The sequence below is a fragment of the Altererythrobacter sp. GH1-8 genome (assembly GCF_043702085.1).
In the GTDB taxonomy this organism is placed as follows: Bacteria; Pseudomonadota; Alphaproteobacteria; order Sphingomonadales; family Sphingomonadaceae; genus Erythrobacter.
In genome coordinates this window covers 2249211-2275937 of the sequence record NZ_CP171690.1, presented here as the reverse complement: position 1 = coordinate 2275937, position 26727 = coordinate 2249211, and the positions used below count along the sequence as shown (strand labels likewise).

The window sequence follows — 26727 nt, the reverse complement described above, 5'->3', positions numbered from 1 at the left end:
ATCGGCGAGGTTTGGGGCCTGCGATGTATCACGATCCGCCGGCATTCCTGTCTCTTCCCCTTGTTGAGAGCGGGCCGCGTTTAGCGGTGTACGCACATTCGTGCAAGGCGGGCTGACAGCTGTGCTTCGGGCGGCTAATCGTGGGAAATATGGCAAAGGCCCCTGACTCAACCGTTTATCCGCTCGACCACCTTGTAAAGCGAGGTGCACCCGACGCGCCAGCTTTGGTGCTAAAGGGCGAAGTCCTGACTTACTCCGACTTGTCAGAGCGAGTGGGACAATTGGCGGCTTGGCTGCGCGAACTGGTCCGGGAAGAAGGCGCAAGAGTTGCCAGCTGGGATGCGAAGGGCGAACTTACTTGCCTGCTGCCGCTTGCCGCCCCGCGAGCCGGACTTGTTCATGTGCCGATCAACCCCTTGCTGAAGCGCGCACAGGCAGCGCACATCCTGTCAGATAGCGGCGCGAGCCTGCTTATCGCCAATAAGGGGCGGATGAACAGTTTGCACCAAGGTGACGTGCCCGATGGCTGCGCAACCTGGCTTGAAAGCGAGGCGCTGGAAGCAGCCTATTCTGCAGCTGCCAGTTTACCGCTGAGTGCCGCTGAACCGGATGATCTCGCTGCGATCCTCTACACCAGCGGCTCGACAGGACGGCCGAAGGGGGTGGTCCTCAGCCACGCCAATTTATGGCTAGGCGCAGTCAGCGTCGCACATTACCTCAAGTTGGCGAGTGATGATGTGACACTGAGCGTCCTCCCTCTCTCGTTCGACTATGGTCAAAACCAGCTGCTCTCGACCTGGTATGCAGGGGGCAGTGTCGTCCCACTTGATTACCTGTTTGCACGCGACGTTATGAAGGCATGTGCCAAGCATCAAATAACAACGCTGGCAGCAGTGCCGCCGCTTTGGGTGCAACTCACTGAAATTGAATGGAGCGAGGAGGCAGTTGCCAACATGCGCCGGATGACGAATTCGGGCGGCGCACTCACGCTCGACCTGGTGCGGGACCTGCGCCGGATATTTCCCGATGCCGACCTTTATCCGATGTATGGACTCACAGAGGCATTTCGCTCGACCTATCTTGATCCTTCGCTGGTAGATGAGCATCCCACGTCAATGGGCCGCGCGATTCCCTTCGCTGAGGTCATGGTCATCAACGAAGGGGGTGACGTCGCAGCGCCGGGCGAAGAGGGAGAGCTTGTCCATTGTGGACCCCTGGTTGCTCAAGGTTATTGGCGGGATCCAGAGCGGACGGCGCGGCGGTTTAAGCCGGCTCCCGGTGCCAGCCAATATGGCGGAATAGCGGTATGGTCAGGCGATAGCGTGAAGCGCGAAGATAACGGTTTGCTCTATTTCGTCGCGCGGCGTGATGCGATGATCAAGAGCGCTGGCAACCGGATCAGCCCACAGGAAGTGGAAGAGGGCGCGCTCGCAAGCGGTCTGGTGGCGGAAGCGGTGGCCCTTGGCCTTCCGGATGAGAGGCTCGGCCATGCCGTGCATTTGGTGGTGCGCGCAGAACCGGGCGCTCAGGATTATGAGGCTGCGCTTCCGAAATTTCTTACCAAGGAGCTGCCCAATTTCATGCAACCTGAGCAGATACACTGGAGGCATACCATGCCGCTCAATCCCAATGGCAAGATTGACCGCACAGCGTTGCTCAAGGAACTTTCACGATGAAGCCGAAGGGGCTGGGGCCGATTCCTGCGGGTTTTGAGGCCCACGATGGGCAATTGGTCATCGGGGGGCGGAGTGTTTCCGAGCTGGTCGAAGAGACCGGACGCACGCCGGTTTTTGTTTATTCGCGCGCGCGGCTTGACGCGCGTTTAGGCGAACTCAGATCTGCTTTGCCCCCGCGTATCGGCATCAACTATGCGGTGAAGGCCAATCCCTTCGCCCCTGTGGTTCAGCATATGGCAGGTTTAGTCGATGGCTTCGATATCGCTTCGTCCGGAGAATTGGCGCTGCTAAAAGATCTGAGCATAGACATGGCGCGGGTCAGCTTTGCAGGGCCGGGCAAGCGTAATGATGAGCTTGAGGCTGCGATAAAGGCAGGAGTGACCCTCAATTGCGAGAGCGAAGGTGAGGCCGAGCGCACGCTGGCAATCGGCGAGCGCGTCGGTATCACACCGCAGATGGCGATCCGGGTCAATCCCGATTTCGAGATGAAGGGATCAGGCATGAAGATGGGCGGAGGGGCCAAGCCCTTCGGCCTCGATGCCGAGCGCGTTCCAGTTCTCGCCAGACGCCTGATTGAGGCTGGAGTCGATTGGCGCGGTCTGCATATCTTCACTGGTAGCCAGGCGCTTTCCGCTGACGCGATCATCGAGGCGCAAGCCAACGTGATCGGCCTTGCTGGACGCCTCGCCGGAGAGATTGGTGCACCTTTGCCGAAGCTCAACATGGGCGGGGGCTTTGGCATACCGTACTTCCCGGGTGACGAACCGCTTGATCTTGCTGCAGTTGGTGATGCTTTGACGGATCGCGTCGCTGATTTGCCAATGGAACTTGCTGAGACTCAGCTATGTCTGGAGTTGGGCCGCTATCTGGTCGGAGAGGCTGGCGTCTATCTGACCCGCATTGTAGATCGCAAAGAAAGCCACGGTGTGACCTATCTCGTGACTGATGGCGGGCTCCATCACCAACTCGCTGCCTCTGGCAATTTTGGCGCCGTGGTCCGGCGCAATTACCCCGTAGCCATCGCCACTCGCTTCGATGAGGAGCCAGGAGAGGTCGCCAACGTCGTCGGCTGTCTGTGCACTCCGCTCGACCGACTTGCAGATGCCGCCGAACTCCCGCGTGCAGAGGTCGGCGACCTGGTCGCTGTATTCTGTGCCGGAGCCTATGGCGCGAGCGCATCGCCGGCCAATTTCCTCGGGCATGGGCCCGCGGCAGAAATGTTAGTCTGACTGAGCCCCTTCCATGACGCCGTGCCCCAGCGCCATATATTCTTCGCTCTGCATTTCCTTCAACCGGCTGACAGTGCGTTCAAATTCAAAGCTTCCATCGCCTGAGGTGTAGAGCTCTTCCGGTTCAGCCTCTGCCGTAACGAACAACTTCACGCGCATTTCGTAAAGCGCGTCTATCAGCTTGGTAAAGCGGATCGCTTCATTGCGATTGTCCGGCCCCATGCGGGGAATGCCGACAAGGATAACTGTATGATATGTCCGCGCGATGGCGAGGTAATCGGCGGCCCCGCGATTTTCTGCGCACAACTTCTTGAAACTGAAGACCGCGACCCCCTTGAGGCTCTTCGGCACATGAAGCCTGCGGCCACCCCCAAGATCGAGTTCAGCACTCGGGACATTGGCCGCATCCTGAGGATCATAATCTGTCAGGCGGAAGAAGGCCTCTCGCGCACGCGCCGTCGCTTCATCGCCAAACGGCGCATTCCAATTGCCAAGCCCGCCAAGCCGCTCGAGCCGGTAATCCACCGGGCCATCGAGCGGGACAATGTCGAGTTTCTCTTCAACCAGATCGATGAAAGGCAGGAACAATGACCGGTTCAGGCCATCCTTGTAAAGGTCCCTGGGCGGGCGGTTGCTGGTCGTAACAACCGTCACCCCTTGATCTACGATCAAGGCGGTAAACAGCCGCGCCATGATCGCGGCATCAGCGGTATTGGTGACAACCATCTCATCGAAGGCCAGGCAACGCACATCCTTGGCGATTGCCGCTGCAACCTTGGGTACAGGATCGCCCGGATCGTTCTGGCGGGCATCGCGGAGCATTCGGTCCACTTCGAGCATGAAGGCATGGAAATGCACCCGCCGCTTTTCCGCGATACCAAGGTTCGCAACGAACAGGTCCATCAGCATCGACTTCCCGCGTCCGACACCGCCCCACATGTAGACCCCTTTGGGTGAGGGTGCCTTGCGTCCGAAAAACTGGCCTAGCAAACCGCCGGGCTTGCCGCGCTCCAACTCGCGCTGCAGGTGCGTCAGACGCACAGCCGCGCGCCGCTGATCCGCGTCGGCGCGCAACTCGCCCGCTGCGATCAGCCGTTCATATCGTGCCAGCATATGGCCCGGTCACCCTTGTTCGCGTGGAACAAACTTGCGGATGATCCCACTGTAAGCCGCCACACGGTCGTCATCCTGAACCACTTCGCCGCGCACGAACACGAGATTGCCGGTCTCACGCATGATCTCCGTCACCGCATCAAGCGGCCGTCCAGGATCACCGCCGCCAATAAACTGCGTTGAAAGCTCCAGCGTCACTGAGGGCCCCGCATTTCCGCTGCCAACCACATGCATGGTCGTGAACATGGAAATATCGATCAGACCCAGAGTCACGGCACCATGGATGATCCCTTGCAGGTTCTCATGCTTGCGCTCAGGGAACATCCGCAAGCGGCACTTGTCGCCCTCTCGCCGGGTAATCAGCTTGCCCATTACCGCGCCGTTGAACAGCGTCTGGTCCTTCAGGTTCCAGTGATGCCAGCCCGGATTGTCCGGGTCCGGCTGATGATCGAACACCTCGTCCTTGAGCACGGCAGGCCCTACATCAACCAGGCTCAGATCGCCCGCTCAGCCATCATCTTCTTGGTTTCCGCTATAGCCTTCGCCGGGCTGAGACCCTTGGGGCACACATTCGCGCAGTTCATGATGGTGTGGCAGCGGTAGAGCCGGAAGGGATCTTCCAACTGGTCGAGCCGCTCACCCGTCATCTCGTCGCGGCTGTCTGCGAGCCAGCGGTAGGCCTGCAGCAGGATCGCAGGCCCGAGGAATTTGTCCGAATTCCACCAGTAGGACGGGCAGCTGGTCGAGCAGCACGCGCACAGAATGCACTCGTACAGGCCATCGAGCTTCTCACGCTGCTCTGGCGATTGCAGCCGCTCCTTTCCGCTTGGCGTCGGGCTGACGGTTTGCAGCCACGGACGGATAGAGGCGTATTGCGCGTAGAAGTGCGTGAAATCTGGAACCAAGTCCTTGATCACGTCCATATGCGGCAGCGGCGTGATCCGAATTTCGCCTGAGAGGTCTTCAATCGCGGTGGTGCAGGCAAGGCCGTTCTTGCCATTCATGTTCATCGAGCAGGACCCGCAAATCCCCTCGCGGCAAGAGCGGCGGAAGGTCAGCGTCGGGTCAATCTCGTTCTTGATCTTGAACAGCGCGTCGAGAACCATCGGCCCGCAATTGTCGAGATCGATCTCGAACTTGTCATAGCGCGGGTTCTTGCCGCTATCGGGATCATAGCGATAGATCTTGAACGTCTTGGTGCGCTTGGCCCCTTCTGCCTTGTGCGTCTTGCCGTCCGTGCGGATCTTGGAATTTGCAGGAAGCGTAAAAGTAGCCATGTCAGTCGAGAATCCCGTTTTCGTTTGAGCACCTATCTAGCGGTTTGGGCCTATGAGGCAAGGCGGGTTTGTTGAGAGTTTTGGCAAGCCAGTTGTATGGATTCGAAGCGAGTCGCCTTTCGCTGGAACCGAAGTGTTGGATACACATGTTACACAGTCCTGAGCGCAAACATTTCTGGCGCATTTTCCCTGTCATCGTTGCAATCATGGAAGGGAACTTCAAAGCCATATCAACCGTCTAATACCCATGGGCAATGTAGGACAGACGCAAGGGATATGGCCGCAGAGCGCGGTGGTGTTCGGCGCAAGCGGCGGCATAGGCCGCGCACTGACAGAAGCTCTCGCGCAACGGGGGGTGGAGCGTGTCTATGCCGGGTCGCGATCAGCGATTGATTTTGAGAACAAGGCGATCGTGCCGTTCACCTTTGATCTCACCGACGAGGCGAGCATTGAAACTGTTGCACAGGGGATGCGCGATGCTCCGCCTAAGCTGGTGCTCGTCGCTACCGGCGTGCTGACGCTGGCCGATGGGACCGGGCCAGAGCGGAGCTACAAACGACTTGACCCCGCCGCGATGGAGCAGGTCTTGCGCCTGAACACCATCGGGCCCGCTCTGATCGCCAAGCACATGCTGCCGCTGTTCCCGCGTGAGAGCAGGGCAGTGTTCGCGGCGCTCTCTGCACGGGTAGGATCGATCAGTGATAACCACATCGGGGGCTGGCACAGCTATCGTGCGAGCAAGGCGGCGCTCAACATGCTGGTGCGCAACTGGGCGATCGAGATGGGGCGGACGCATAAGGATGCGGTGGTTGTCTCGCTGCATCCGGGAACGGTGGCCACATCGCTCAGCGAGCCATTTCAGTCGAACCTGCCCGATGGACAGCTGACTTCGCCGGAGGATGCTGCGGCAAATTTGCTGGGCGTGATCGACGGCCTGACGCCCGACGACAGCGGCTTCCAGTTTGATTGGAAGGGCGAGAGAGTGCCGGATTAGGGATAGCCCTCACGAAAACCGGACATTCCGCCAACGACCCAATTGCGGACGAACTCGCGTTCAGACTCCAATTTTCGCCGATGCCGCTCGGGAAATGCGTAGTGGGGAACATTTGCAGTTACTCCAACTTAGGCGCATAGGGTGCGCGATGGAGGTGGCTACTTGCTGATCGGTCTTTCCTCGAACAAAATGCCGACATTTGCCGGACCGCCGGATCAGTTCGTGTCGACCGCAAGATTTCGATCGGCCGATTTAGTCTCCAGCCGGATGATCGAAGATGGCGTGAGCATGCCAGTTGCGCGTTGGCGTTCGTCACTCGGCCTGGACGCGATCACCCACGGGTATTCCCATCACACCGTGATCCTCCAAAATGCGGGCGAAGACGTTCGCAGAATCGACAAAGCGGAGTTTTCTGGCAGGCGTAGCAGGCCCGGATCGCTACTGATTTTGCCTGCAGGGATAGATGCCGCCTGGCGTTCGGACAACATTTCGGACCGCACTCATTATTACATTCATCCCGAGCTGCTGCAGTCTGTTGCGCTCGAAATGCATGGTCAGGCTACATCGCTCAGAGATGATTGCATGTTCATCTTTGATAACGGTTTGGTTGACCATTTGCGGCGCTATTCTTTCCTCATCGAGTCCACGACGACATCACGCTTTGAACGAGATGTCGCAGCCCTTGAAATTGCTGCAACGCTCGTGCGGAGATACAGCAATTTGGGGCAATCACACGCCAACTTGTCTCTTAGAGATCGGGGAGAAGCCCTCGCAGCCTATATCGAAGAGAATCTGTCGACCAAGCTCCGCGCAGAGGACGTCGCCAGGGCGATGGGTATTTCGATTACGGTGCTGAAGAAACTGGCGCATGAGCAGTTTGGAATGCCGCTTCATCATTATGTGACAGAACGTCGTCTTGATCAGGCGGCAGGCCTTATCAGCCAAGGCGTTCCGATCGCGCAGGTAGCGCTCGATTGCGGGTTTGCCAGCCAGTCGCATCTGACCTCGACGATGCGCGCTCGCAGGGGTGTGACCCCGGCGTCGCTGCTGCGCGACCGATTCTGAAAAAGTCGCGTCCAAATCTGAAAGACGCTCTTCCTAACTTGGCCCTATTCGCACGCCGCAAATCACTTTTTTGCGGCTAATGGAGAGAGGCGATGGCGAGCTATCCTGGAGAAAAGACTTATCCTTCGGTGTTTTCGGAATTCAAGCTCAAGCACCTGACATTAAGCAATCGTATCATGCAAAGCGCGCATGCGAAGGGATTCCACAAGAAGGATGGCGTCACCAACAATCGTGACCGCTATTACGCTGAAGCGCGCGCAAAGGGTGGCGTGGCCCTACTCACCACAGGCAACCGCCTGATCCACCCGACTTCCAACACGTTCATGCGCGGCTATTCCTATGGCTACCGCCCCGAAATGATCGAGCGTGACCGGGCCATGACCGATGCGGTGCACAAGCACGGCAGCGCGATCATCGCTCAACTCAACCATTTTGGCGTCAACGGTTCGACCACTTCGATGGATGATTACCGCGTGCTGTGGTCAGCATCGAACGTCAAATCGCCGGCGCTGTGCGAGATGGCGAAGGCAATGGAAAAGGAAGACATGGCTGAGCTCGTAGAGGGCTGGGTCCGCTCTGCCGATTTCGCCAAACAGGCAGGCTTCGACGGCGTCGAAGTACATCTGGCACACAGCTATTTACTGGAGCAATTCATCTCTCCGCTCTTCAACAAGCGCACCGACGAATATGGTGGCTCGCTTGAAAACCGCATGCGCTTCCCCCGCGAAGTCATCAACGCGGTCCGCAAGGCGATGTGTCCTGACTATATCGTCGGCATTCGGATGCCGCTGGATGAAATGGTTCCGGGCGGTCTGCCAATCGACGAATGGGTCGAGGTGGGCAAGATGCTCGCCGCCGATGGCACAATCGACTACGTGACGGTGTCGGCTGGCACATATCACGTTCCGCAGTACATGATACCGCCTGCTGACGTCGAGTCAGGCTGGCTGATAGAGCGCTGCAAGCAGCTGAAGGCAGCTTGCCCCAGCTTGCCAGTTTTCCTGGTTGGCGGCGTTGACAATGCGAAGCTCGCGGAAAAAGCGCTGGCAGAAGGGGCATGCGACATGGTCGCGATGACTCGCCCCAATATTGCTGACCCGGACCTCGTCAACAAGCTGCGCGCTGGCGAGGAAGACGACATCATTCACTGCATCCGCTGTAACCAGGGCTGCATTGGTCGCCTGTTCGACGGTTCGCCAATGACCTGCATCCTCAACCCGACCACCGGGCGCGAGGAAATGTTCAACGAAACCACGCTGGAAAAGACCGCTGATCCCAAGCACTGGGTTGTCGTAGGCGGCGGCGCGGCGGGCCTCAAGAGCGCGGAAACGCTGCTCAAGCGCGGCCACAAGGTCACGCTGCTTGAAAAGGGCAAGAAGCTGGGCGGCCAGATCAATCTGATCCTCAAGACCAAGCGTCCAACCTTCGCTCACATCACCCGCGATCTTGCTTTCCAAATCGAGAAGCATGGCGGTGATATCCGTCTTGAAACTGAGGCAACGCCGGAGCTTATCGAAAGTCTCGCGCCAGACGGAATCATCGTTGCGACCGGCGGCAAGCCTGACAAGAGCGGCTTTAACATCGTTGCGCCCACCACGGAAAAGCTTCCAGGTGTTGATCTGCCGCATGTCACCGATGGTTGGGCGGCAATCGCAAATCCAGATGCGCTGACCGGCGAGAGCATCGTGATCCTCGACGATGACGGGACGCGCTATGTTGCAGGTCTGGCCGAGATGCTGCTCGAACGTGGCAAGAGGGTGCGGATCGTCAGCCGCCAGCAAAACCTGTTCAACCGCATGAACACGACGCTCGACTTGCCGATCATGCTGCAGAAACTGTTTTCTGCTGGACTTGAATTCCAGGCGAACAGCTGGGCGTCGGAAATTACTGCTGACGGCATAAACCTGTTCAATATTTATTCGGGCCAGCCGAGCACGCTCAGCAATGTGGATCACGTCATCATGACGACGGCGAACATCCCCAATGATGCGCTCTATTTCGAACTCAAGGATAGGTTCGCAAACGTTCACCGGGTTGGCGATGCAGTCGTCCCGCGCCGGCTCGAGCATGCCATCTACGAAGGCTACCTCGCGGGTCTCGAGCGGTTCGACAACTGGACCAAATATATCGAGCCTGGCGAGCTGGAGAATGTCGACGGCATCGACAATGCCACGGTCCACTCCACCGCAATCGCTGCGGAATAGAGCCGGGTACTCCCGGCTCTACGCCCCCTTCTTTCTCAGACCTGCCAGCCTGGCTTCGCTTTTGGAGAATAATCTCGTGAAAACCTCCGTCTCACAGAAGTTCATCGCCGCTCTGCTTTCGTCCACTTCATTTGCCGTTCCCGCGTTCGCACAAGACGAAGCGGAGCCAACAGTTGCGAGCGACACCGCAGAAGAAGCGGTGCAAGGCAATGCGATTATCGTGACGGCGCGCCGTCAAGACGAGCAATTGCAGGATGTTCCAGCGTCGATTTCAGTGATTTCTGCGGACACCCTGGCGCTGACAGGGGCTGAGCGGGCATCAGACTTCGTGCAGTTGACACCTGGTGTGACGATTGTTGCGGGCGGGGTCGAATCTGCGGACACGCAGATCAACATTCGCGGCCTGAACGGCTCTCGCGATGCGGAAAGCAACGTTGCGTTGGTGGTCGATGGTATCCTTAAGAGCAACACGTCTTCGCTCAACCAGGACCAGGGCGCAGTCAGCCAGATCGAAGTGTTGAAGGGCCCGCAAGGCGCGATCTATGGTCGCAATGCGACGGCGGGTGCAATCGTGATCACGACCAAGCGTCCTGATGATTTCCTGGAAGTGTCAGGCAAGGTTTCTGCGGCTAACAATGACACTTACAGCGCGGCAGGGGGCATCTCAGGACCGATTGGCGATGGCATCGGCTTTGTCATCAATGGCGATTATGGCCGCAGCGACGGATTCTATCGCAATCCGTTCCTGGCCGATCCGCTCAACACCAGCACTTACCCCGGCAACCCCACCGATCCTGCTTCGATGGACAATTATGAGCGCTGGAACGTCAATGGGCGGCTGCTGTGGGAGCTTGGCGCATCGAGCGAGCTTGATCTCAAGGCGCGCTATGGTGAATCTAAAAGTGGTGCGATCCTGTTCAATGCGGCGTTCCAAATTCCGCTGCTTGCCGATATCATTGCGCCGGCCTTCAATATCGATGTGAACGAGCATCAGTTCCTGTTCACGCCGAATGTCGATCCGCTTAACAAACAGACGACCTTTGAAAGTTCGCTACGGCTTACTACCGCGCTGTCCGATACAACTGAACTGGTCGGCTATGTCTCCTACAACAAGATCGACAACTTCTTCTATGCGGACGGCACCAGCGGTACATTCGGTTTTTTCGCTGAAGAGCCCAACTGCGTAGCGTCGCTTGCCGCGCTTGACGGCTATCCGGTTCAAACGCCGTTCGGTATCGGCGGCGGTGCGTTCCTACCACCTTATTCGCCAGTCACTTGTGACGGAACGCAATTCCAGCAGCGCAACCAGGAAGATTACAGCGCAGAAGTGCGCCTGATCGGCGAGTTTGGCCGCATGAACTGGCAGGTTGGTGCGTACTACCTCAACATCAAGCGCGACGTTTGTCTCAATCTCGGCATTGACACGGGCGAGGGCGTTATCCCGGAATGCTTCACCACCGATCCGCGTAACCGCACGGAATCGCTGGCTGACGACACATTCAAGACCGACGTTTATGCGGCCTTTGCTTCGGTGGATTACGAGCTGACCGACACGCTCGATCTTGGACTCGCCCTGCGCTACGACATCGAAGATCGCAAAGTCAGCAACAACGTGCCGCTCGATGCGCGCACACTCTATGTTGGCAACGTGCTGACGGGCAATCCCAACGGTACGCCGACCACACCGGCTGACTACTTCCTCAATCCTGGGCTTGATCCGGTCTACAACCCGAGCGGCGTGTTTGAGGATCGCTCGGAGACCTTCAAGCAGCTCCAACCAAAGGTCACACTGAGCTACAAGCCGTCCGCCAATCTGAACCTGTTTGCCAACTGGGGCATCGGCTTCAAGTCCGGTGGCTTCAACTCGAGCGGCTCCAAGGCCATCGTCGACGGTTTCTTCAATGACGTATTCGGGGCTGGGCTCTCAATCTTCGATACATACGACAAGGAAAAGTCGAGCTCGTATGAAGTTGGCCTGAAGTGGAACGACGGCACAGGCGCTGCCAGCTTCGAGCTTGCAGGTTATTACACTGAAGTCACCGACATGCAGTTCTTCGAGTTCTTCGTAGGACCGTTCGGCCTGCTGCGGGTTGTCTCGAACATCGATGAAGTCGAGCTCAAAGGCGTGGAAGCAGCGGCCAATGTCCGGCTTGTCGAAGGCTGGAGCGTGTTTGCGACCGGCAATGTGATCGACAGTGAGATCAAGGAAAATGATGCGCGGCCTTACACAGTTGGCAACAAATCGCCTTACACAGCCGATTACACGCTCAACCTCGGTACGCAGATCGAAGCGCCGATTTCTGAAACCTTTGATGTGGTGGTGCGCGGAGACTTCCGGCTTACTGGACCGACATGGTTCCACACGGTGCAAGAGAACGAAGTGCCGAACATCTTCGGGTTGCAAGGCAACTTCACGAACTCGCAGCGCGATGCCTACTCGACCCTCGACATACGCTTCGGTCTTCGGTCCGACCGCTGGTCGATCATGGCCTTCGGCAACAATATCACCGGTACCGACTATCTCGCAGAAGTCATCCCCGCACCTGAATTTGGCGGCGACTTCATCTCACCCGGTCCGCAGGAACTCTACGGTGTTGAAGTCACTTTCAACTTCTAGGTGTCTGAGGAAAGCAAGATATGACGATGACCATATGCAAACTCGATCCCATCGCGGCTAACAGGGACAATTTCGCTCCCTTCGGGCGCCTGATTGAGCCTGACGAACGTCCTGGGAGGCAGACCTCGTTCTATAATGATGCGGTCGACCTCTGGGACGTGCCCGGAATGGTGACCGACCGCGAGGCCTGTATTGCGGTAGCCCGCGTGAGGCCGCGACCAAGGAGCGTCATCTGGCTGGAGCGCCACTTCCAGCACACTCAGGTATTCATGCCGCTTAACGGGGCGCCCTTCTTCATGGTGTTGGCGCCTCCAAACGAAGAATCGCTGCCCGATCCAGACAAGGTCGTTGCTTTTGCGTTTGATGGAACAAAGGGCGTAATGCTCGACATCGGGACCTGGCATGAATTTCCGTTTGCAGCTGCTGGCGACGTCGATTTTGCAATATTCCTGCGCGAAGAGCTTCATTCCGATCTTGAGCAGATCGAAAACGGTGAGGCGATGGGGGGCGACCTAGAGAAGCGCAATATCCAAACTCGGCTTGGTTTGGAGTTCGTAATCTGAACGGAGCGATCAGTCCGGCGCTCTCGAAGGCGCCTTGATCAAATCCGACCGGCCATAGCGACGCGCGGAGCTAAAGCTTTGCGAACAGAGCCGGCACCCGTTTGCGAGAGATGTGTTCAGCGGAATGTCTGCTTTCCACCCCAATTGCGGACGGGGGATCAACATCTTAGTTTCCCGAAAGCAGACTTACCCCATCAGCCCATGCCGGCGCAGGCTTTCCGCAAGGATCGTCTCGATCAGCTGCTCTTGCGTCCAGCCCAGCATTTTGGCTGAACGGCCAAACACCTTTTGCGACCACAAATTGCAGTTCAGATTAACTTCGAGGAAAGTGACTTCACCCGTGGTCTCGTTCACTCGGAACTCAAACCGGCCATAATCGAACGGGCGATATTCGCCGAATAGCTTGCGCGTGTAGCCGTCGATCTTTTGCGCGATCGGATTGTCCGGATCGTTGTAATCGTCGAGCGAGTATTTCTGGCTGCGGTCGACCAGATCGCGCTTTTCCTCATACTTGCGCAGATGCTCCGGGTCTGCCTGACGGAAGATCAGCATCGGCATCACCACCGGGTCGTCATGGATTGTCACCACCGGCACTTCGACGTCGCTGCCCTTGATGAATGGCTCGACGATCGCGTCATGCCCCAGCTCGTGCACGCCTTCGATCGCTTGCCGCACAGACGTCCAGTCAGTCGCGTCCATCACGCCCCAGCTGGCAGAGGAGGCATTGGGCTTGACCACATAGCGTTCGCCCTGCGGGAAGCCGGCTTCGGTTACAGGAGCGCCGCGGCGGTATATCTGCCATGGAGCCGTTGGAACGCCTGCATCAACGCAGGCGCGCTTGGCCAAGTGCTTGTCATCGGACAGGCCGCGCAGGATCGGGCTTGCCCCGAGATAGGGGATCCCGGCGCGCTCGCACAGCAGCGGGCACAGCATTTCCGAATTGAAGAAGCCTGCGCGGTTCAACAGCGGGAAGACAAAGTCGAAGTCCGGCTTGTCGAAAAGGATGTCGAATTTGTCTGCAATCGTAAGCTTCAGGCCAAGCCCTTCAAGCACCTGGCGCATCTCGCGATGGTATGTGGCATGGTTGCCGTCTTCCGGCTTGCCGGTTCCGTCCCACAGCGCATTCTTGGCGATAAACAGGATGTGAGTGTCCCGACGAGTCGGTTCGTCGATTGTGAGGGGCGCTACAGGGCTATTCAAGGGATTGTCTCTTTCCAAGTGAGGCGCTCGCCAATAATGGCAACCGGACAAATCGCCAAGATGAAACAGGTCGCATGAACGCTACTGAAGTAAGATTCCCGGATTGCTCAGGCGATCTTGAACTTTGCTCCGATGCGCGCGGGCTGATCGCGGCGCTGTCCGCAGGCGGCGATGCGCGGATCACGCTTGATCCGGAGACTGGGATCAACAAGTATTTCTCCGCGCCTTACCCGCGCAAGACGCTGGCCTATGCGTCCTCGACCGCAAATGATCTTTCTTTAGCGGCGTTCACGCACTTGCTGAATATGCGCCAGGCCGGGCAACCAGGCTATTCAGAGCATCTTGAGCAGTTACGAAGCCGGATCAGGGCCGCATACAGCCTGAAAGACGATGTCGAGGTGGTGTTTGCCCCTTCGGGCACGGATCTCGAGTACGTCGCGCTTGCAGCCTTCATGGACCGTGCGGAAGGGGGCATTCATAACGTCCTGCTCGGAGCCGACGAGGTTGGCAGCGGCTGCATTCACTCAGCCCATGGGCGCTACTTCGCGAGCGAAACAGCGCTGGTCCAGGATACCCAGCAGGCTATCCCTGTGGAAGGGTTCCCCCGGATCAGCCTCGCCGATGTTCCGGTGCGCTGTTCGGGCGGGATCGCGCGCAGCAGTCGCGAAATCTTGGCAACGATTGAAAGCGAGATCATTCTCGCCCAAGCGAGCAATCGGCATGCGCTGGTGCATGTAGTGCACGGGTCCAAAACGGGTTTGATCCTGCCTGAGCAGACTGAACTCGAAGCTCTGCACCAGAGTTATTCCGGCACGTTCAGCCTCGTCGTCGACGCATGTCAGGCGCGCATCACGACCGATTGCGTCGAAAGCTACATTGCGCGCGGAGCAATTGTCTTTCTGACCGGGTCGAAATTCATGGGCGGCGCGCCGTTCAGCGGCTTTGCGCTGGTTCCTCGCGCGGTAATGGAGGCCGCCCCTGCTCTCCCGCAAGGATTGGAGACGATCTTCCGCCGCGCCGAATTTCCGGTCGGGTGGGCTGGGCGCGAAATCCTGTGTGATTCCGAGAATCCGGGCCTTGCACTGCGACTGGAAGGAAGCGTGTTCGAGCTTGAGAGGTTTCAGGCTCTGGCGGTTGAAGATGCGACGCGTGTCTTCGGCCTGTTTCAGGACGCGATCGCTGAGCATCTCCTGCGTCCGCTAGACATCAGCCTTGTAACCGCATCGCCAGATCCTGAATCTCCGCTTCCTGCGACTTTCCCGCTGGAAATGCAGACCCTTGCGACGCTGGATGTCAGCCAAATGCCAGGTTTGTCGACCTTTGACCATGCGCAAGCCTTGCATAAGGAGCTTGCATTTAACGGCTTGCGGCTTGGCCAGCCAGTCAAGTGTGTGCGCAAGGATGGTCAATGGGGTGGAACCTTGCGTATCGGGCTTTCGATGCCGCAGGTCACGCAATTGGCAGGGGTGCCCCATGATGACGCCGCAGCAACCTTGGCTGAACATATGCAGCAGGTTGCGACCAGGCTGCGCGAGATTGCCGCGCCAAAGATCCGTCAAACTCGCTAATTGCCCTTTATGAGAACCCGGCATAGCTTGTCCATCCGCGCGATCGGACTGGAGAGGGACCGATGGGATTGCAGAACTGGTACGACGCCCACGTGATGCCGAGGCTGGTGACATTCGCGTGCAGCCAGGGCCAGATCATGAAACGCCGCTCCTTTGTCGTGCCTCTGGCGCGCGGAAACGTGCTGGAACTGGGCTGTGGCGGAGGGCTGAACCAGCAGTTTTACGATACGGATGCTATTTCGCAATTCGCCGGGATCGATCCTCATGCAGGCTTGCTTGACCAAGCGCGCAAGGCGGGTGAAGCAAGAGGTTGGACAACCGACATCCGAGAAGGGGTGGGAGAAGAAATCCCGTTTGCTTCCAGCCAGTTCGACACTGTGGTTTGTACCTATACACTGTGCAGTGTGCACGATCCTGCACAGGTGCTCTCAGAGGTTCGCCGTGTTCTCAAGCCGGGGGGACAGATGCTGTTCCTCGAACATGGCCGCGCGCCTGATGCCAATGTTGCGAAGTGGCAAATGCGCATCGAGCCGGTATGGAAGCGCATCGCCGGTGGGTGCCATTTGACCCGGCCGATCGGCTCTGCATTGAGAGGTGCAGGCTTTGATGTTGAGCCGATGGGGCAGGGCTATATGCCCAAGACCCCGCGCATCGCAGGCTGGATGGAATGGGGTGTCGCGCGTAAGACCGGCGCCTGAGGTATCGAGACTTAAGGCGCGAATCCTTAAAGGAAAGGGCCCAAACGCCTGGAGACGTTCGAGCCCTTGAACCTTTTCAGCACACAGCCTTGTCTGAGACTATTTTTCCTCGCCGAAGGTTCGTTGCCACCAACCACGACGCGGTTCCGCGCTATCATTGGCCGCGTTATCCTTCGCAGGTGCAGCTTCCTTTGGTGAGGTTGCCGAAGGAGCCTCTTCTTTCGTCGCATCGTCAGCCGGCTCATCCACCTTCTTCTTGGCGCGCGATGCCCGCTTCACCGGAGCCTTCTTGGCAGCAGCCTTGCGAGCAGGCTTCTTCTTGGGTGCTTCTTCTTCGGATGCCTCAGTGTCACCGGTTGCATCCATATCCTGCGCATCTTCAACGGTAACGTCGGTGGCAGTTTTCTTCCTCGCCCGCGAGGCGCGCTTGCGCTTGGGCTTCTCCTCAGCTGGTGCAGCCTCATCCTGCGCCATCGCTTCAGCAGTTTCCGGCGCCTCATCGGGCCCTGCGACAACGGTCATGTCTTCCTTGACCTGTTCAGAGACCTCGTCGAGGTTAGCGGCATCTTCCGTTGTTATAGTTTCTTCGATCCGCTTCTTGCGGCCGCGACCGCCACGGCTGCGGCGACGCTTCTTGGGCCTTTCTTCGCCCTCTTCATCGGTTGCGTTATCGTCGTCAGTATCGTCGCCGGACTCATCGTCCGAATCGTCATCACCGTCCGAGCCATCCTCACGCCGGTTCTTGTTGCGGCCGCGTCCACCGCGGCGGCGGCGGCGACGCTTTTTCTTCGGCGTGTCATCATCGTCGCTTTCGTCGGTTTCCTCTTCGGGAACATCCTCGTCGTCGTCTTCGTCGTCGATGATCGGGTCAAACTTGGGCGCCTGAGCGGGGCGAGGCCCAGCGCTCGAGACGCTCATTTTAGCGCCTTCATCTTCGCCTTCGGGGACGATCTCGACCGACACGCCATAGCGTTGTTCAATCTCGACCAGGTCCGCGCGCTTTTCGTTGAGCAGATAGATCGCAGCTTCTGTACTCGCTGCGAGTTTGATCTGCGTGCCTTTGCCCTTGGCCGCTTCGTCTTCGATCAGGCGAAGTGCAGACAGGCCCGCCGAAGATGCAGTGCGTACCAGACCAGTGCCGTCGCAATGCGGACATTCGCGCGTGGTTGCTTCAAGGACGCCGGTGCGCAGACGCTGGCGGCTCATTTCCATCAGGCCAAAGCCTGAGATACGACCGACCTGGATCCGCGCCCGATCGTTCTTGAGCGCTTCCTTCATCGCCTTTTCGACTTTGCGGATGTTGGAGTTGTACTCCATGTCGATAAAGTCGATCACGACCAGGCCGGCCATGTCGCGCAGACGCAATTGCCGGGCAATTTCGCGAGCCGCCTCGAGATTGGTGTGGAGCGCGGTCTGCTCGATCCCATGTTCCTTGGTCGATCGGCCAGAGTTGATGTCGATCGAGACGAGTGCTTCGGTCGGGTTGATGATCAGGTAGCCGCCCGATTTGAGCTGGACCATCGGATCATACATTGCGCGCAGCTGATCTTCCGCGCCGTAGCGCTGGAACAGTGGGACCGGATCGGAATAGGCTTTCACCCGGCGTGCATGGCTCGGCATAAGGAGTTTCATGAACTCCTTGGCGGACTTGTAGCCATCCTCGCCCTCGACGACGACTTCCTCGATTTCCTTGTTGTAGATGTCGCGGATCGCTCGTTTGATCAGATCGCTGTCCGAATGGATCAATGAAGGTGCGGTCGATGACAGCGTCTTTTCGCGAATTTCGTCCCACAGGCGCGCGAGATAGTCGAAGTCGCGCTTGATTTCGGGCTTGGTGCGGCTGAGTCCCGCGGTCCGCACGATCAAGCCCATGCTCTTAGGCAGGGTCAGGTCCGAGACGACCTGCTTGAGGCGCTTGCGGTCGCTGGACGAGTTGATCTTCCGGCTTATGCCGCCACCGTGGCTGCTGTTCGGCATGAGCACTGTGTATCGGCCAGCAAGGCTCAGATAGGTCGTGAGGGCAGCGCCCTTGTTGCCGCGCTCCTCCTTGACGACCTGGACCAGCAGCACCTGGCGGCGCTGGATAACGTCCTGGATCTTGTAACGGCGGCGCAGCGCCTGTCGGCGAGCGCGCACTTCGTCGACTTCCTTGGCGCGGCTTTTCCCGCCACCCTGACGACGACGGCTTCGACCGCCGCGGCCTCGCCGCGAGCCTCTGGATGATCGATCGTCGCTGTCATCATCGCCGTCAGATGATTCGCTTTCCGATTCGTCATCCGAATCATCTTCGTCGTCATCATCGTCTTCTTCATCGTCGCCATTGCCGTCGACATGGCCGTCTTCGATGGTCGAAACCTTGTCCTTTTCCGAGGTATCGATCTCCTCGAGCCCGTCTTCAGCGATTTCTTCGGCGAGTTGTTCAGCGCTTTCATCCTCGGCGTCGTATTCTTCACCAGGAAGTTCGCCGCGCTCCTCTTCTTCCGCGCGCAAACGAGCTTCCTCTTCTGCCGCTTCAGCCTCTTCTGCGAGCAGGGCTTCGCGATCTTCCTTCGGGATCTGGTAATAGTCGGGATGAATTTCCCCGAAGGCGAGGAAACCATGCCGGTTGCCGCCAAAATCGACAAATGCCGCCTGAAGCGATGGCTCTACCCGCGTCACTTTCGCGAGGTAGATGTTGCCTTTTATCTGTTTGTGTTCTGCCGATTCGAAATCAAATTCTTCGATCCGGTTGCCTTTGAGCACCGCCACCCGGGTCTCTTCCGAGTGGCGCGCATCGATGAGCATGCGCGTTGCCATGTATAATTCTCCAGGCGCCGGAAATGCGCGGCTTTGCCGCCTCTCGCGAGCGCACTAATGTAGGGATCACCGGTGGCCGCAAGAGCGGTCCGGCGAGAGTTGAAAGGCCCGCCGCGTTTGGTTCGGCGGGGAATACGTTTGTGTCTGCAAGCGCAAGAGGGCCGCACCATGCGGCTGCCCGGCCCGAACCCGTACGCTCGCGCGGATGGCGCGGCTCGTACTGAATTGGGGAGAGAACTCTTTTCACTGCATCAACCTGTCATGAAACCCGCCTTCGAGATGTCGGGGCGGGACCGGTGGATCTGCCAGAGCCGTTGAAAAACAGCAATCTGCAGGAATAGCCGGTGATAGCTTGCTAGCACCGTGGGTTTCATGCCGCAACCATATTGCGTTTCTCATGCGCAACATCCTAACCAAATATGGTCATGTCGCTGCGGTTCCACCTTGCTCTTATCATTCTTGCCCCGGTTGCTATGCTGGCGGGCTTGATGGCCTTGAAGATCAAGGTTCCGGTGCCGGAGTTTGGCCGCGACTATGTCGTCAGGGTCGAACTGGGCGAGGCAGCGGAGATCGGCCTGCCGGATATTGCTGGTCCGAACGATCCGGACGCGCCGCTTGTCGTCATCGATGCAGGGCATGGTGGACGCGATCCAGGAGCGACCAGTGGCACACAAGAGCGCCCGCTCGTTGAAAAGGACATCGTTCTCGGCATTGCGCTCAAGCTGCGCGAGGAACTGCTCGAACTGGGCGGCATCCGGGTCGCCTTGACCCGAGAGGACGATAGATTCCTTACGCTATCGGAGCGGCCTGCGATTGCTGGCCGGATGAAAGCGGACCTGTTTGTGTCGATCCACGCCGACAGCGCGGGCGAGGAAGGGGATGCGGCAGGAGCGAGTGTTTACACGCTGTCCGAACGTGCGACATCGGCTGCCGCTGCGAGATTTGCGCGGCGGGAAAACGATGCGGACAGGCTCAACGGAGTTGAGCTTGCGGGCGGTGATGCGGAGGTCAACGCGATCCTCGTTGAATTATCGCAACGCCGCGCCAAGGAAGATGCGCTGGAGCTTGCCGGCCTTGTCGAACGCGAGGGCAGGGCGCGCCTAAATTTCCACCCGCAACCCATTCGCGGCGCTGACCTGGTCGTGCTGCGTACACCCGACATGCCTTCCATTCTGTTTGAAGCGGGGTTTCTGACCAATCCGGACGAAGCAGAGCGCCTCTCCTCTGAGGAGGGTCAGGAAGCGGCTGCTGAAAGCCTCGCGCGGGCAATCCAGGTCTATTTCGTGAGGCAGGCATCCCGCTAGAGTTCGGGTCAGGCGCGAGCAATGAGCGGTGAATTAGATCAAATCCCTCTGGTGACGTGCTTCAAACCGATGCTAAAGGCGTCGAACTAAGATGGAACTCCAGTCTAATCTTGATTATGCGCGCTACCGCGTCGTCCGCGATCTTGGAGCGGTCACGGCGTGGTTCATTGAAAGCTGGCGAGAGCGTTTGCTGTTTCGCATCGGCGCGCTGCTCCTAGCGCTTTTTGTCGCAATCCTGATCATGATCTGGGTTTTTCTTGCGCGCGATTTGCCCGATGCCGAATCCTTGCTCGATTATGAGACTCCGCTACCGACCATGGTGCGCGGGATCGATGGCGAGATCGTCCATTCCTACGCGCGCGAGCGCCGCGTTCAGTTGCAGTATGCTGACTTTCCCGAACAGCTGATCCAGGCTTATCTGTCCGCTGAAGACAAGACCTTCTTCAGCCATGGCGGTGTGGACTTCACTGGAACGGCCAATGCCGTGTTTGATTACGTCACGAAGTTTGGGTCGGGCGAACGTGCAGTCGGCGGGTCAACGATCACGCAGCAGGTCGCGAAGAATCTGCTGCTGGGCGATGAATATTCCGTCACGCGCAAGCTCAAGGAAATGATCGTTGCCAGCCGGATTGAGGATGTACTGACAAAGCAGGAAATCCTCGAGCTCTACCTCAATGAAATTCCGTTGGGTCGGCGCAGTTTCGGCGTCCAGGCCGCTGCGCGCGCCTATTTCGACAAGGATGTTGGCGACCTCGAGCTTCACGAATCGGCCTTCCTCGCAATCCTGCCGAAAGCGCCTGAGCGCTATGGCCGTTCGCAAAACCGCGATCTGGCGATCGAGCGACGCAATTTCGTGCTGAGCCAGATGGTCGAAAACGACTTCGTTACCGAAGCAGAAGCAGCAGCTGCACGCGCCAAGCCTCTCGGACTTGTGCCCTTACGCTCGAGTGCTCCTCGCGCGGATGCGGGCTATTTCCTTGAGGAAGTCCGGCGCCAGTTGATGGACCGTTTCGGCGAGACGGCGGAGGAAGGGCCGAACAGCGTGTATGCCGGGGGGCTTTGGGTCCGCACTTCGCTCGACACAGGAATGCAGAACGCCGCGCGTGATGCCCTGCGCGCCGGGTTGTTCCGATACCACGGCAATCGTGGCTGGACCGGCCCAATCGCAACGCTTGACGTAAGCAAGGGCGATTGGGCGCGTCAGTTGGCGAGCTCGTTCCTGTCGATCAATTACCAGAACTGGCGGATTGGTGTTGTCACTTCGCGCAGCGGCGAAAGCGCGAGGATCGGCTTCTCAGATGGCGAAGAGGCTCCGCTCACCAATCTACCCGACGGCTTGCGCGCTGGCCATGTGATCGCAGTGCAGCCACAGGGAGGCAGCTTCCGCGTGCGTGCCATCCCCGAGGTTTCGGGTGGTTTCCTGGCGCAATCGGTGCAGACTGGGCGAGTGCTTGCAATGCAAGGCGGATTTGATTTCCGTCTGTCGGATTTCAACCGCGCCACCCAGGCTGACCGCCAGCCAGGATCGACGATCAAGCCCTTCGTTTATGCGACAGGCCTCGACAATGGTCTGACACCGGCCAGCCAGGTCCCTGACCAGACCTTCTGTTTCTACCAGGGAGCCAACCTCGGCGAGAAATGCTTTCGCAATTTTGGCGGTGAGTCGGGCGGTGTGCACACGATGCGTTGGGGGCTTGAGCAAAGCCGCAACCTGATGACGGTGCACATAGCGATGGAAGCGGGAATGCCGGAAGTCATCAAGACTTTCGATCGCATGGGTATCGGCAAGTATCAGCCCTTTCCGGCCTTTGCGCTCGGCTCAGGCGACACGACGGTTGAAAAGCTGGTCAATGCCTATGCCGCGCTCGCCAATCATGGGCGGCTCCATCGGCCGAGCGTCATCGACTATGTCCAGGATCGCCGCGGGAAGGTGATCTTCCGCGCCGACCGGCGCAAGTGCGAGAATTGCAATATGGCTGAATGGGACGGTGCGCCCATGCCTCGCCTCGGAATGCTTGGTGATCAGGTTATGGACCCCCGGACCGCGTTTCAGGTTATCCATATGCTGGAAGGTGTAGTGCAGCGCGGAACAGCGACCCGGCTTCGGGATCTCGAACTGCCGCTGTTTGGCAAGACCGGCACGACATCGGGCCCGACCAACGCATGGTTTGTTGGCGGTTCACCTGAAATCGTCGCCGGGGTCTATGTCGGGTACGATCAGCCTCGCGATCTCGGCAACTGGGTGCAGGGCGGTAATACTGCGGCCCCGATCTTCAAGGAGTTCGTGCAAAAGACGAAGTCGCGCTGGAGCACTGACCCGGCGGTTGCGCCAGAGGGCGTGCGGATGGTCCGGATCGATCGCCGCAGCGGCAAACGCGTGTTTGATGCCTGGCCAACGGACGATCCACTGGCCGATGTCATCTGGGAGGCGTTCAAGCCGGATACAGAGCCGCCTCGCCGCACGCGCCAGGACGAGATCGCTGCCCGCCGCGCGGAAATCTTGGCGCTCTTGCGGCGGGGGAGACTTGAAAGCGGGCTCAACGAAGGGCGCTTCGGACAGGAAGAGCAGTTCGTGGAAGAACGCGGAGGCATCTACTAGCAGCTTGCTGTCTTGCAAGACGCCGTGATCATGCACAATGCTTTACAACTGGGCCATGCCCGCTAAGCGAGCGGCCAAACGAGACAAGAGAGACTAGCCTATGCGTGCCGAAGGGCAGGCCTTTATTGACCGTATCGAAGCGGCGCTTGCACTGGTTCGCCAATCGCTCGATTGGGAACGGGCCTTGCGGCGTCTCGATGAGCTGAATGCGCGTGTCCAGGACCCAAACCTTTGGAACGATCCAAAGGAGGCACAGGCAATCAGCCGCGAGCAGAAACAGCTCGAAACCGCGGTGAAGACCGTGAACGAGATTTCCGACGAAATGGCAGATGCTGTCGAATTCATCGAAATGGGCGAAGCGGAAGGCGAAGAGGAAATCATCAAGGATGGTCTCCAAAGCCTGTCTAGGCTGGCCGATCGCGCAGATGCGGACAAGGTCCAGGCGCTGTTGTCGGGCGAGGCAGATGGCAATGACACCTATCTGGAAATCCATGCCGGTGCTGGTGGAACGGAAAGCCAGGACTGGGCGGAAATGCTGTTTCGCATGTATTCGCGCTGGGCCGAGCGACGCGGTTTCAAGGTCGAAACAGTCGAATATCAGGCTGGCGATCAGGCCGGAATCAAGTCAGCCACTCTGCTGATCAAAGGCGAAAATGCGTACGGTTACGCGAAAACGGAGAGCGGCGTGCACCGTTTGGTGCGCATCAGTCCCTATGACAGCTCTGCCCGGCGCCACACCTCTTTCAGTTCGGTCTGGGTTTATCCTGTGATCGACGATGACATCGACATCGAGATCGACCCTTCGGACCTGAAGATCGACACCTACCGCGCGTCCGGCGCAGGTGGTCAGCACGTCAATACCACTGACTCGGCCGTCCGCATCACACACCAGCCAACCGGCATCGTGGTCGCCAGTCAGAACGATCGCAGCCAGCACAAGAACCGTGCAACAGCCATGAGCATGCTCAAGGCGAGGCTGTTCGAGCGCGAAATGGCAGAGCGTGAAGCAGCGGCAAGCGGCGAGTATCAGGAAAAGAGCGAGATTGGCTGGGGCCACCAGATCCGCTCCTACGTTTTACAACCCTATCAGATGGTGAAGGATCTGCGCACCGGTGTGACATCCAGCTCGCCTGACGATGTGCTCGATGGCGCGCTCGATCCCTACATTTCTGCAGCTCTCGCACAGCGAGTTACTGGCGAGAAAGTCGAGGTGAAGGACGTCGAGTGATGCTGCGCGCGGCCGTGACAGTAAGTGTTGTGCTTGGCGTGCTCAGCGCGTGCTCTCCTGTGTCGGAAGACGGCTCGCGGCCTGAATCCTCGCTCCAGTTTCCCCGCGCAGACAGGCCGGTATCCGGGCTTGGCGCGACAGAGTTTGCCAATGAAGACGCGCGCGATAGCCGCGGCGAAGCGCAAAAGGTCATGGACCTTGCCGCGATCTCGCCTGGCATGACGGTGGCGGACATTGGCGCGGGCGAGGGTTATTATACCGTGCGCCTGGCTGAACGCGTAGGCGAGGGCGGCCGAGTGCTCGCACAGGACATCGACCGCGATGCGCTTGAGCGGCTTGGCAACCGGGTAGAGCGTGAGCGGCTCGACAATGTCTCTATCAAATTGGGTAAGCCTGACGATCCGCAACTTCCCGTTGACAGCTTTGACCGCATTTTTCTGGTGCACATGTATCATGAAGTCACCGAACCATACGCCTTCCTGTATCGGCTGTGGCCGGCCCTGGCAGAAGGGGGGCAGGTGATCGTTGTGGATTCGAACCGCCCGACAGACCAGCACGGCATTCCCCCGCTGCTGCTCTCATGCGAGTTTGAAGCGGTGGGCTATGAATTAGTGGAATTTCTCGAGAAGCCGGACATCCGCGGCTATTTCGCGCGGTTCGAACGCGCGGGCTCACGCCCTGCGCCAAACGAGATCACGGGCTGCGCGCTGAAGTGAATCCCCATGAATCCCCTTTTGTAGCTTTGCCTAGTCTTTTCCTTGCCAGAACGGGGTGCTAGGCGCAGGCGCAACGCATAGGCAGAAAAGGTGAGGAGTTGCGCCGGGGATGACCGATTTTCCAACGAGTTTCGACCGTGACGATTTGTTGAAGTGCGCACGCGGCGAGTTGTTCGGACCCGGCAATGCTCAATTGCCAGCACCGCCAATGCTGATGATGGACCGCATCACTGACATATCTGCCGATGGTGGAGAACATGGCAAGGGTCATGTCGTCGCGGAGTATGACATCAACCCTGATCTGTGGTTTTTTGAGTGCCACTTTCCAGGCAATCCCATCATGCCGGGCTGCCTTGGTCTTGACGGTCTGTGGCAATTGACCGGCTTTAACCTCGGATGGCGAGGCTGGCAGGGGCGCGGCTATGCCTTGGGCGTAGGCGAGGTCAAGCTGACCGGAATGGTTCGTCCTGACCGCAAGATGCTGAAATATTTCGTGGATTTTACCAAGGCTGTGCAGACCCGGCGTTTGACGATGGGCGTTGCTGACGGGCGGGTCGAAGCGGACGGCGAAGTGATCTATCAGGTCAAGGATATGAAAGTCGCGCTTTCCGAAGCGTAAGCAATCAGGGGCACAGAGACATAATGCGGCGCGTCGTTGTAACAGGGCTGGGGATCGTTTCCTCAATTGGGAATAATGCAGACGAAGTGCTGGCTTCGCTGAAAGCCGGCAAGTCCGGCATCACCTTCAACGAGGCCATGGCCGAACACGGCTTTCGCTCGCAGATTGCGGGCGCTGTGGACCTCGATATTACAGAGCATGTCGATAAGCGGACCTTGCGCTTCATGGGGCCGGGCGCAGCCTATGCCTATATCGCGATGGAACAGGCGATTGCCGATGCGGGCCTCGAGGAGAAGGACGTCATCAACCCGATGACGGGCGTGATTGCCGGCTCTGGCGGACCGTCGACTTCCGCCATGCTTGCAGCGCATCAAACAGTGCTGAGCACGGGCGCAACCAAGCGTATAGGTCCGTTTGCCGTGCCGAAGTGCATGTCCTCGACCGTCAGCGCGAACCTTGCGACGGCCTATCAGATCAAGGGCATGAACTTCTCGATCACGTCAGCGTGTTCCACTTCGCTCCACTGCATCGGCATGGCAGCGCAGCAGATCGCGCTCGGGCTGCAGGATGTCATGTTTGGCGGCGGCGGAGAGGAACTCGACTGGACGCTCTCTTGCCTGTTCGATGCGATGGGCGCGATGTCGAGCAAGTATAATGACACGCCCGAGAGGGCTTCACGGGCCTTTGACGCGGACCGCGATGGCTTTGTGATCGGCGGCGGCGGCGCGATGCTGGTGCTGGAGAGCCTTGAACATGCACAAGCGCGCGGCGCAAGGATCTATGCTGAAGTTACCGGATTTGCCGCAACGTCCGACGGTGTAGACATGGTCGCGCCATCGGGCGAGGGTGGTGAGCGTGCTATGCGCGGAGCTCTGCGCACCATCCCTGAAGGGCGCAAGGTCAGCTATATCAACGCACACGGAACATCGACGCCGGTAGGCGACGTGGGTGAAATTGAGGCGGTGCGCCGGGTCTTCGGCGAGGGCAACACGCCACCTGTAAGCTCGACCAAGTCCATGACCGGGCACAGCCAGGGCGCGACCGGCGCGCAGGAAGCTGTCTATTGCCTTCTGGCCCTTGAGCATGACTTCATTATTCCGTCGATCAACGTCGAGACGCTGGATCCTGCGTTGAAGCCGGAAGAAATCGCGACGCAGTTCGTCGAGAACGCCGGTCTGGATACTGTGATGACCAACTCTTTCGGTTTTGGCGGAACCAATGGATCGATGCTGCTATCGAAGTTTCATGGGTAAGCCTTTGA

20 protein-coding genes are annotated in these 26727 nt (G+C 58.6%); 15 read left to right on the top strand and 5 right to left on the bottom strand.

Translation table 11 applies throughout. From position 1 onward, the window contains the following. Positions 1-149: 149 nt before the first annotated feature. Together ACG9DO_RS11055 and ACG9DO_RS11050 are read left to right on the top strand one after the other, a co-directional pair. The gene (locus ACG9DO_RS11055; RefSeq protein ID WP_394727875.1) at positions 150-1676 is read left to right on the top strand and encodes an acyl-CoA ligase (AMP-forming), exosortase A system-associated; all 1527 of its coding nucleotides are present in this window, start codon (positions 150-152) and stop codon (positions 1674-1676) included. Continuing rightward, positions 1673-2905 carry a pyridoxal-dependent decarboxylase, exosortase A system-associated gene (locus tag ACG9DO_RS11050; RefSeq protein WP_394727873.1) on the top strand — a complete coding sequence of 411 codons (1233 nt, stop codon included), beginning with the start codon at positions 1673-1675 and terminating at the stop codon, positions 2903-2905. Before ACG9DO_RS11055 ends, ACG9DO_RS11050 begins: the two co-directional genes overlap by 4 nt. Here the strand turns inward: ACG9DO_RS11050 and zapE are convergent. The 3 genes from zapE to ACG9DO_RS11035 are packed head-to-tail and all read right to left on the bottom strand — an operon-like array spanning position 2897 to position 5295. After that, on the bottom strand, positions 2897-4018 hold the full coding sequence (gene zapE / locus ACG9DO_RS11045; RefSeq protein ID WP_394727871.1) for a cell division protein ZapE: 1122 nt from the start codon (positions 4016-4018) through the stop codon (positions 2897-2899). The two genes, ACG9DO_RS11050 and zapE, sit on opposite strands and share 9 nt — an antisense overlap. 9 nt (positions 4019-4027) lie before the next feature. Next, a complete protein-coding gene (locus ACG9DO_RS11040; RefSeq protein ID WP_394727869.1) occupies positions 4028-4489 on the bottom strand; it encodes a PaaI family thioesterase in 462 nt (153 codons plus the stop codon). A 23-nt stretch (positions 4490-4512) separates the two neighbouring features. Beyond that, a complete protein-coding gene (locus tag ACG9DO_RS11035; protein WP_394727867.1) occupies positions 4513-5295 on the bottom strand; it encodes a succinate dehydrogenase iron-sulfur subunit in 783 nt (260 codons plus the stop codon). A 247-nt stretch (positions 5296-5542) separates the two neighbouring features. On the opposite strand from ACG9DO_RS11035, the gene ACG9DO_RS11030 reads away from it, so the two are divergent. From ACG9DO_RS11030 to ACG9DO_RS11010, 5 genes are all read left to right on the top strand, one after another. After that, a complete protein-coding gene (locus tag ACG9DO_RS11030; protein ID WP_394727865.1) occupies positions 5543-6289 on the top strand; it encodes an SDR family NAD(P)-dependent oxidoreductase in 747 nt (248 codons plus the stop codon). Positions 6290-6451: 162 nt separating this feature from the next. Then, a complete protein-coding gene (locus ACG9DO_RS11025) occupies positions 6452-7354 on the top strand; it encodes a helix-turn-helix transcriptional regulator (RefSeq protein ID WP_394727863.1) in 903 nt (300 codons plus the stop codon). A gap of 92 nt (positions 7355-7446) precedes the next feature. Beyond that, positions 7447-9558, top strand: coding sequence for an FAD-dependent oxidoreductase (locus tag ACG9DO_RS11020; protein WP_394727861.1), 2112 nt, complete (start codon positions 7447-7449; stop codon positions 9556-9558). A gap of 76 nt (positions 9559-9634) precedes the next feature. Further along, complete coding sequence (locus ACG9DO_RS11015) at positions 9635-12175, top strand: TonB-dependent receptor (protein WP_394727859.1); 2541 nt, start codon at positions 9635-9637, stop codon at positions 12173-12175. A 20-nt stretch (positions 12176-12195) separates the two neighbouring features. Beyond that, positions 12196-12738: an ureidoglycolate lyase gene (locus tag ACG9DO_RS11010; protein WP_394727857.1), complete on the top strand. Its 543-nt coding sequence runs from the start codon at positions 12196-12198 to the stop codon at positions 12736-12738. A 186-nt stretch (positions 12739-12924) separates the two neighbouring features. Here ACG9DO_RS11010 and ACG9DO_RS11005 read toward each other — a convergent pair whose 3' ends face one another. Further along, the gene (locus ACG9DO_RS11005) at positions 12925-13938 is read right to left on the bottom strand and encodes a phosphoribosylglycinamide synthetase (protein WP_394727855.1); all 1014 of its coding nucleotides are present in this window, start codon (positions 13936-13938) and stop codon (positions 12925-12927) included. A gap of 74 nt (positions 13939-14012) precedes the next feature. On the opposite strand from ACG9DO_RS11005, the gene ACG9DO_RS11000 reads away from it, so the two are divergent. Both ACG9DO_RS11000 and ACG9DO_RS10995 read left to right on the top strand, forming a co-directional pair. Then, complete coding sequence (locus tag ACG9DO_RS11000) at positions 14013-15506, top strand: hypothetical protein (RefSeq protein WP_394727853.1); 1494 nt, start codon at positions 14013-14015, stop codon at positions 15504-15506. A gap of 62 nt (positions 15507-15568) precedes the next feature. After that, a complete protein-coding gene (locus ACG9DO_RS10995) occupies positions 15569-16204 on the top strand; it encodes a class I SAM-dependent methyltransferase (RefSeq protein WP_394727851.1) in 636 nt (211 codons plus the stop codon). Positions 16205-16303: 99 nt separating this feature from the next. Here ACG9DO_RS10995 and ACG9DO_RS10990 read toward each other — a convergent pair whose 3' ends face one another. Beyond that, positions 16304-19000: an Rne/Rng family ribonuclease gene (locus ACG9DO_RS10990; RefSeq protein WP_394727849.1), complete on the bottom strand. Its 2697-nt coding sequence runs from the start codon at positions 18998-19000 to the stop codon at positions 16304-16306. Positions 19001-19425: 425 nt separating this feature from the next. Here ACG9DO_RS10990 and ACG9DO_RS10985 point away from each other — a divergent pair, with 425 nt between their 5' ends. The 6 genes from ACG9DO_RS10985 (at position 19426) to ACG9DO_RS10960 (ending at position 26719) form a co-directional block, all read left to right on the top strand. After that, positions 19426-20304: an N-acetylmuramoyl-L-alanine amidase gene (locus ACG9DO_RS10985; RefSeq protein WP_394727847.1), complete on the top strand. Its 879-nt coding sequence runs from the start codon at positions 19426-19428 to the stop codon at positions 20302-20304. Between the two features lie 91 nt (positions 20305-20395). Further along, positions 20396-22903: a penicillin-binding protein 1A gene (locus ACG9DO_RS10980; RefSeq protein WP_394727845.1), complete on the top strand. Its 2508-nt coding sequence runs from the start codon at positions 20396-20398 to the stop codon at positions 22901-22903. 100 nt (positions 22904-23003) lie between these two features. Beyond that, positions 23004-24131, top strand: a complete 1128-nt coding sequence (gene prfB / locus ACG9DO_RS10975; protein ID WP_394727843.1) for a peptide chain release factor 2 — start codon at positions 23004-23006, stop codon at positions 24129-24131. Continuing rightward, a complete protein-coding gene (locus ACG9DO_RS10970) occupies positions 24131-24847 on the top strand; it encodes a class I SAM-dependent methyltransferase (protein WP_394727841.1) in 717 nt (238 codons plus the stop codon). Before prfB ends, ACG9DO_RS10970 begins: the two co-directional genes overlap by 1 nt. A gap of 109 nt (positions 24848-24956) precedes the next feature. Further along, a complete protein-coding gene (gene fabA, locus ACG9DO_RS10965) occupies positions 24957-25466 on the top strand; it encodes a bifunctional 3-hydroxydecanoyl-ACP dehydratase/trans-2-decenoyl-ACP isomerase (RefSeq protein ID WP_394727839.1) in 510 nt (169 codons plus the stop codon). A gap of 23 nt (positions 25467-25489) precedes the next feature. Beyond that, positions 25490-26719: a beta-ketoacyl-ACP synthase II gene (locus ACG9DO_RS10960; RefSeq protein WP_394727837.1), complete on the top strand. Its 1230-nt coding sequence runs from the start codon at positions 25490-25492 to the stop codon at positions 26717-26719. Positions 26720-26727: the final 8 nt, after the last annotated feature.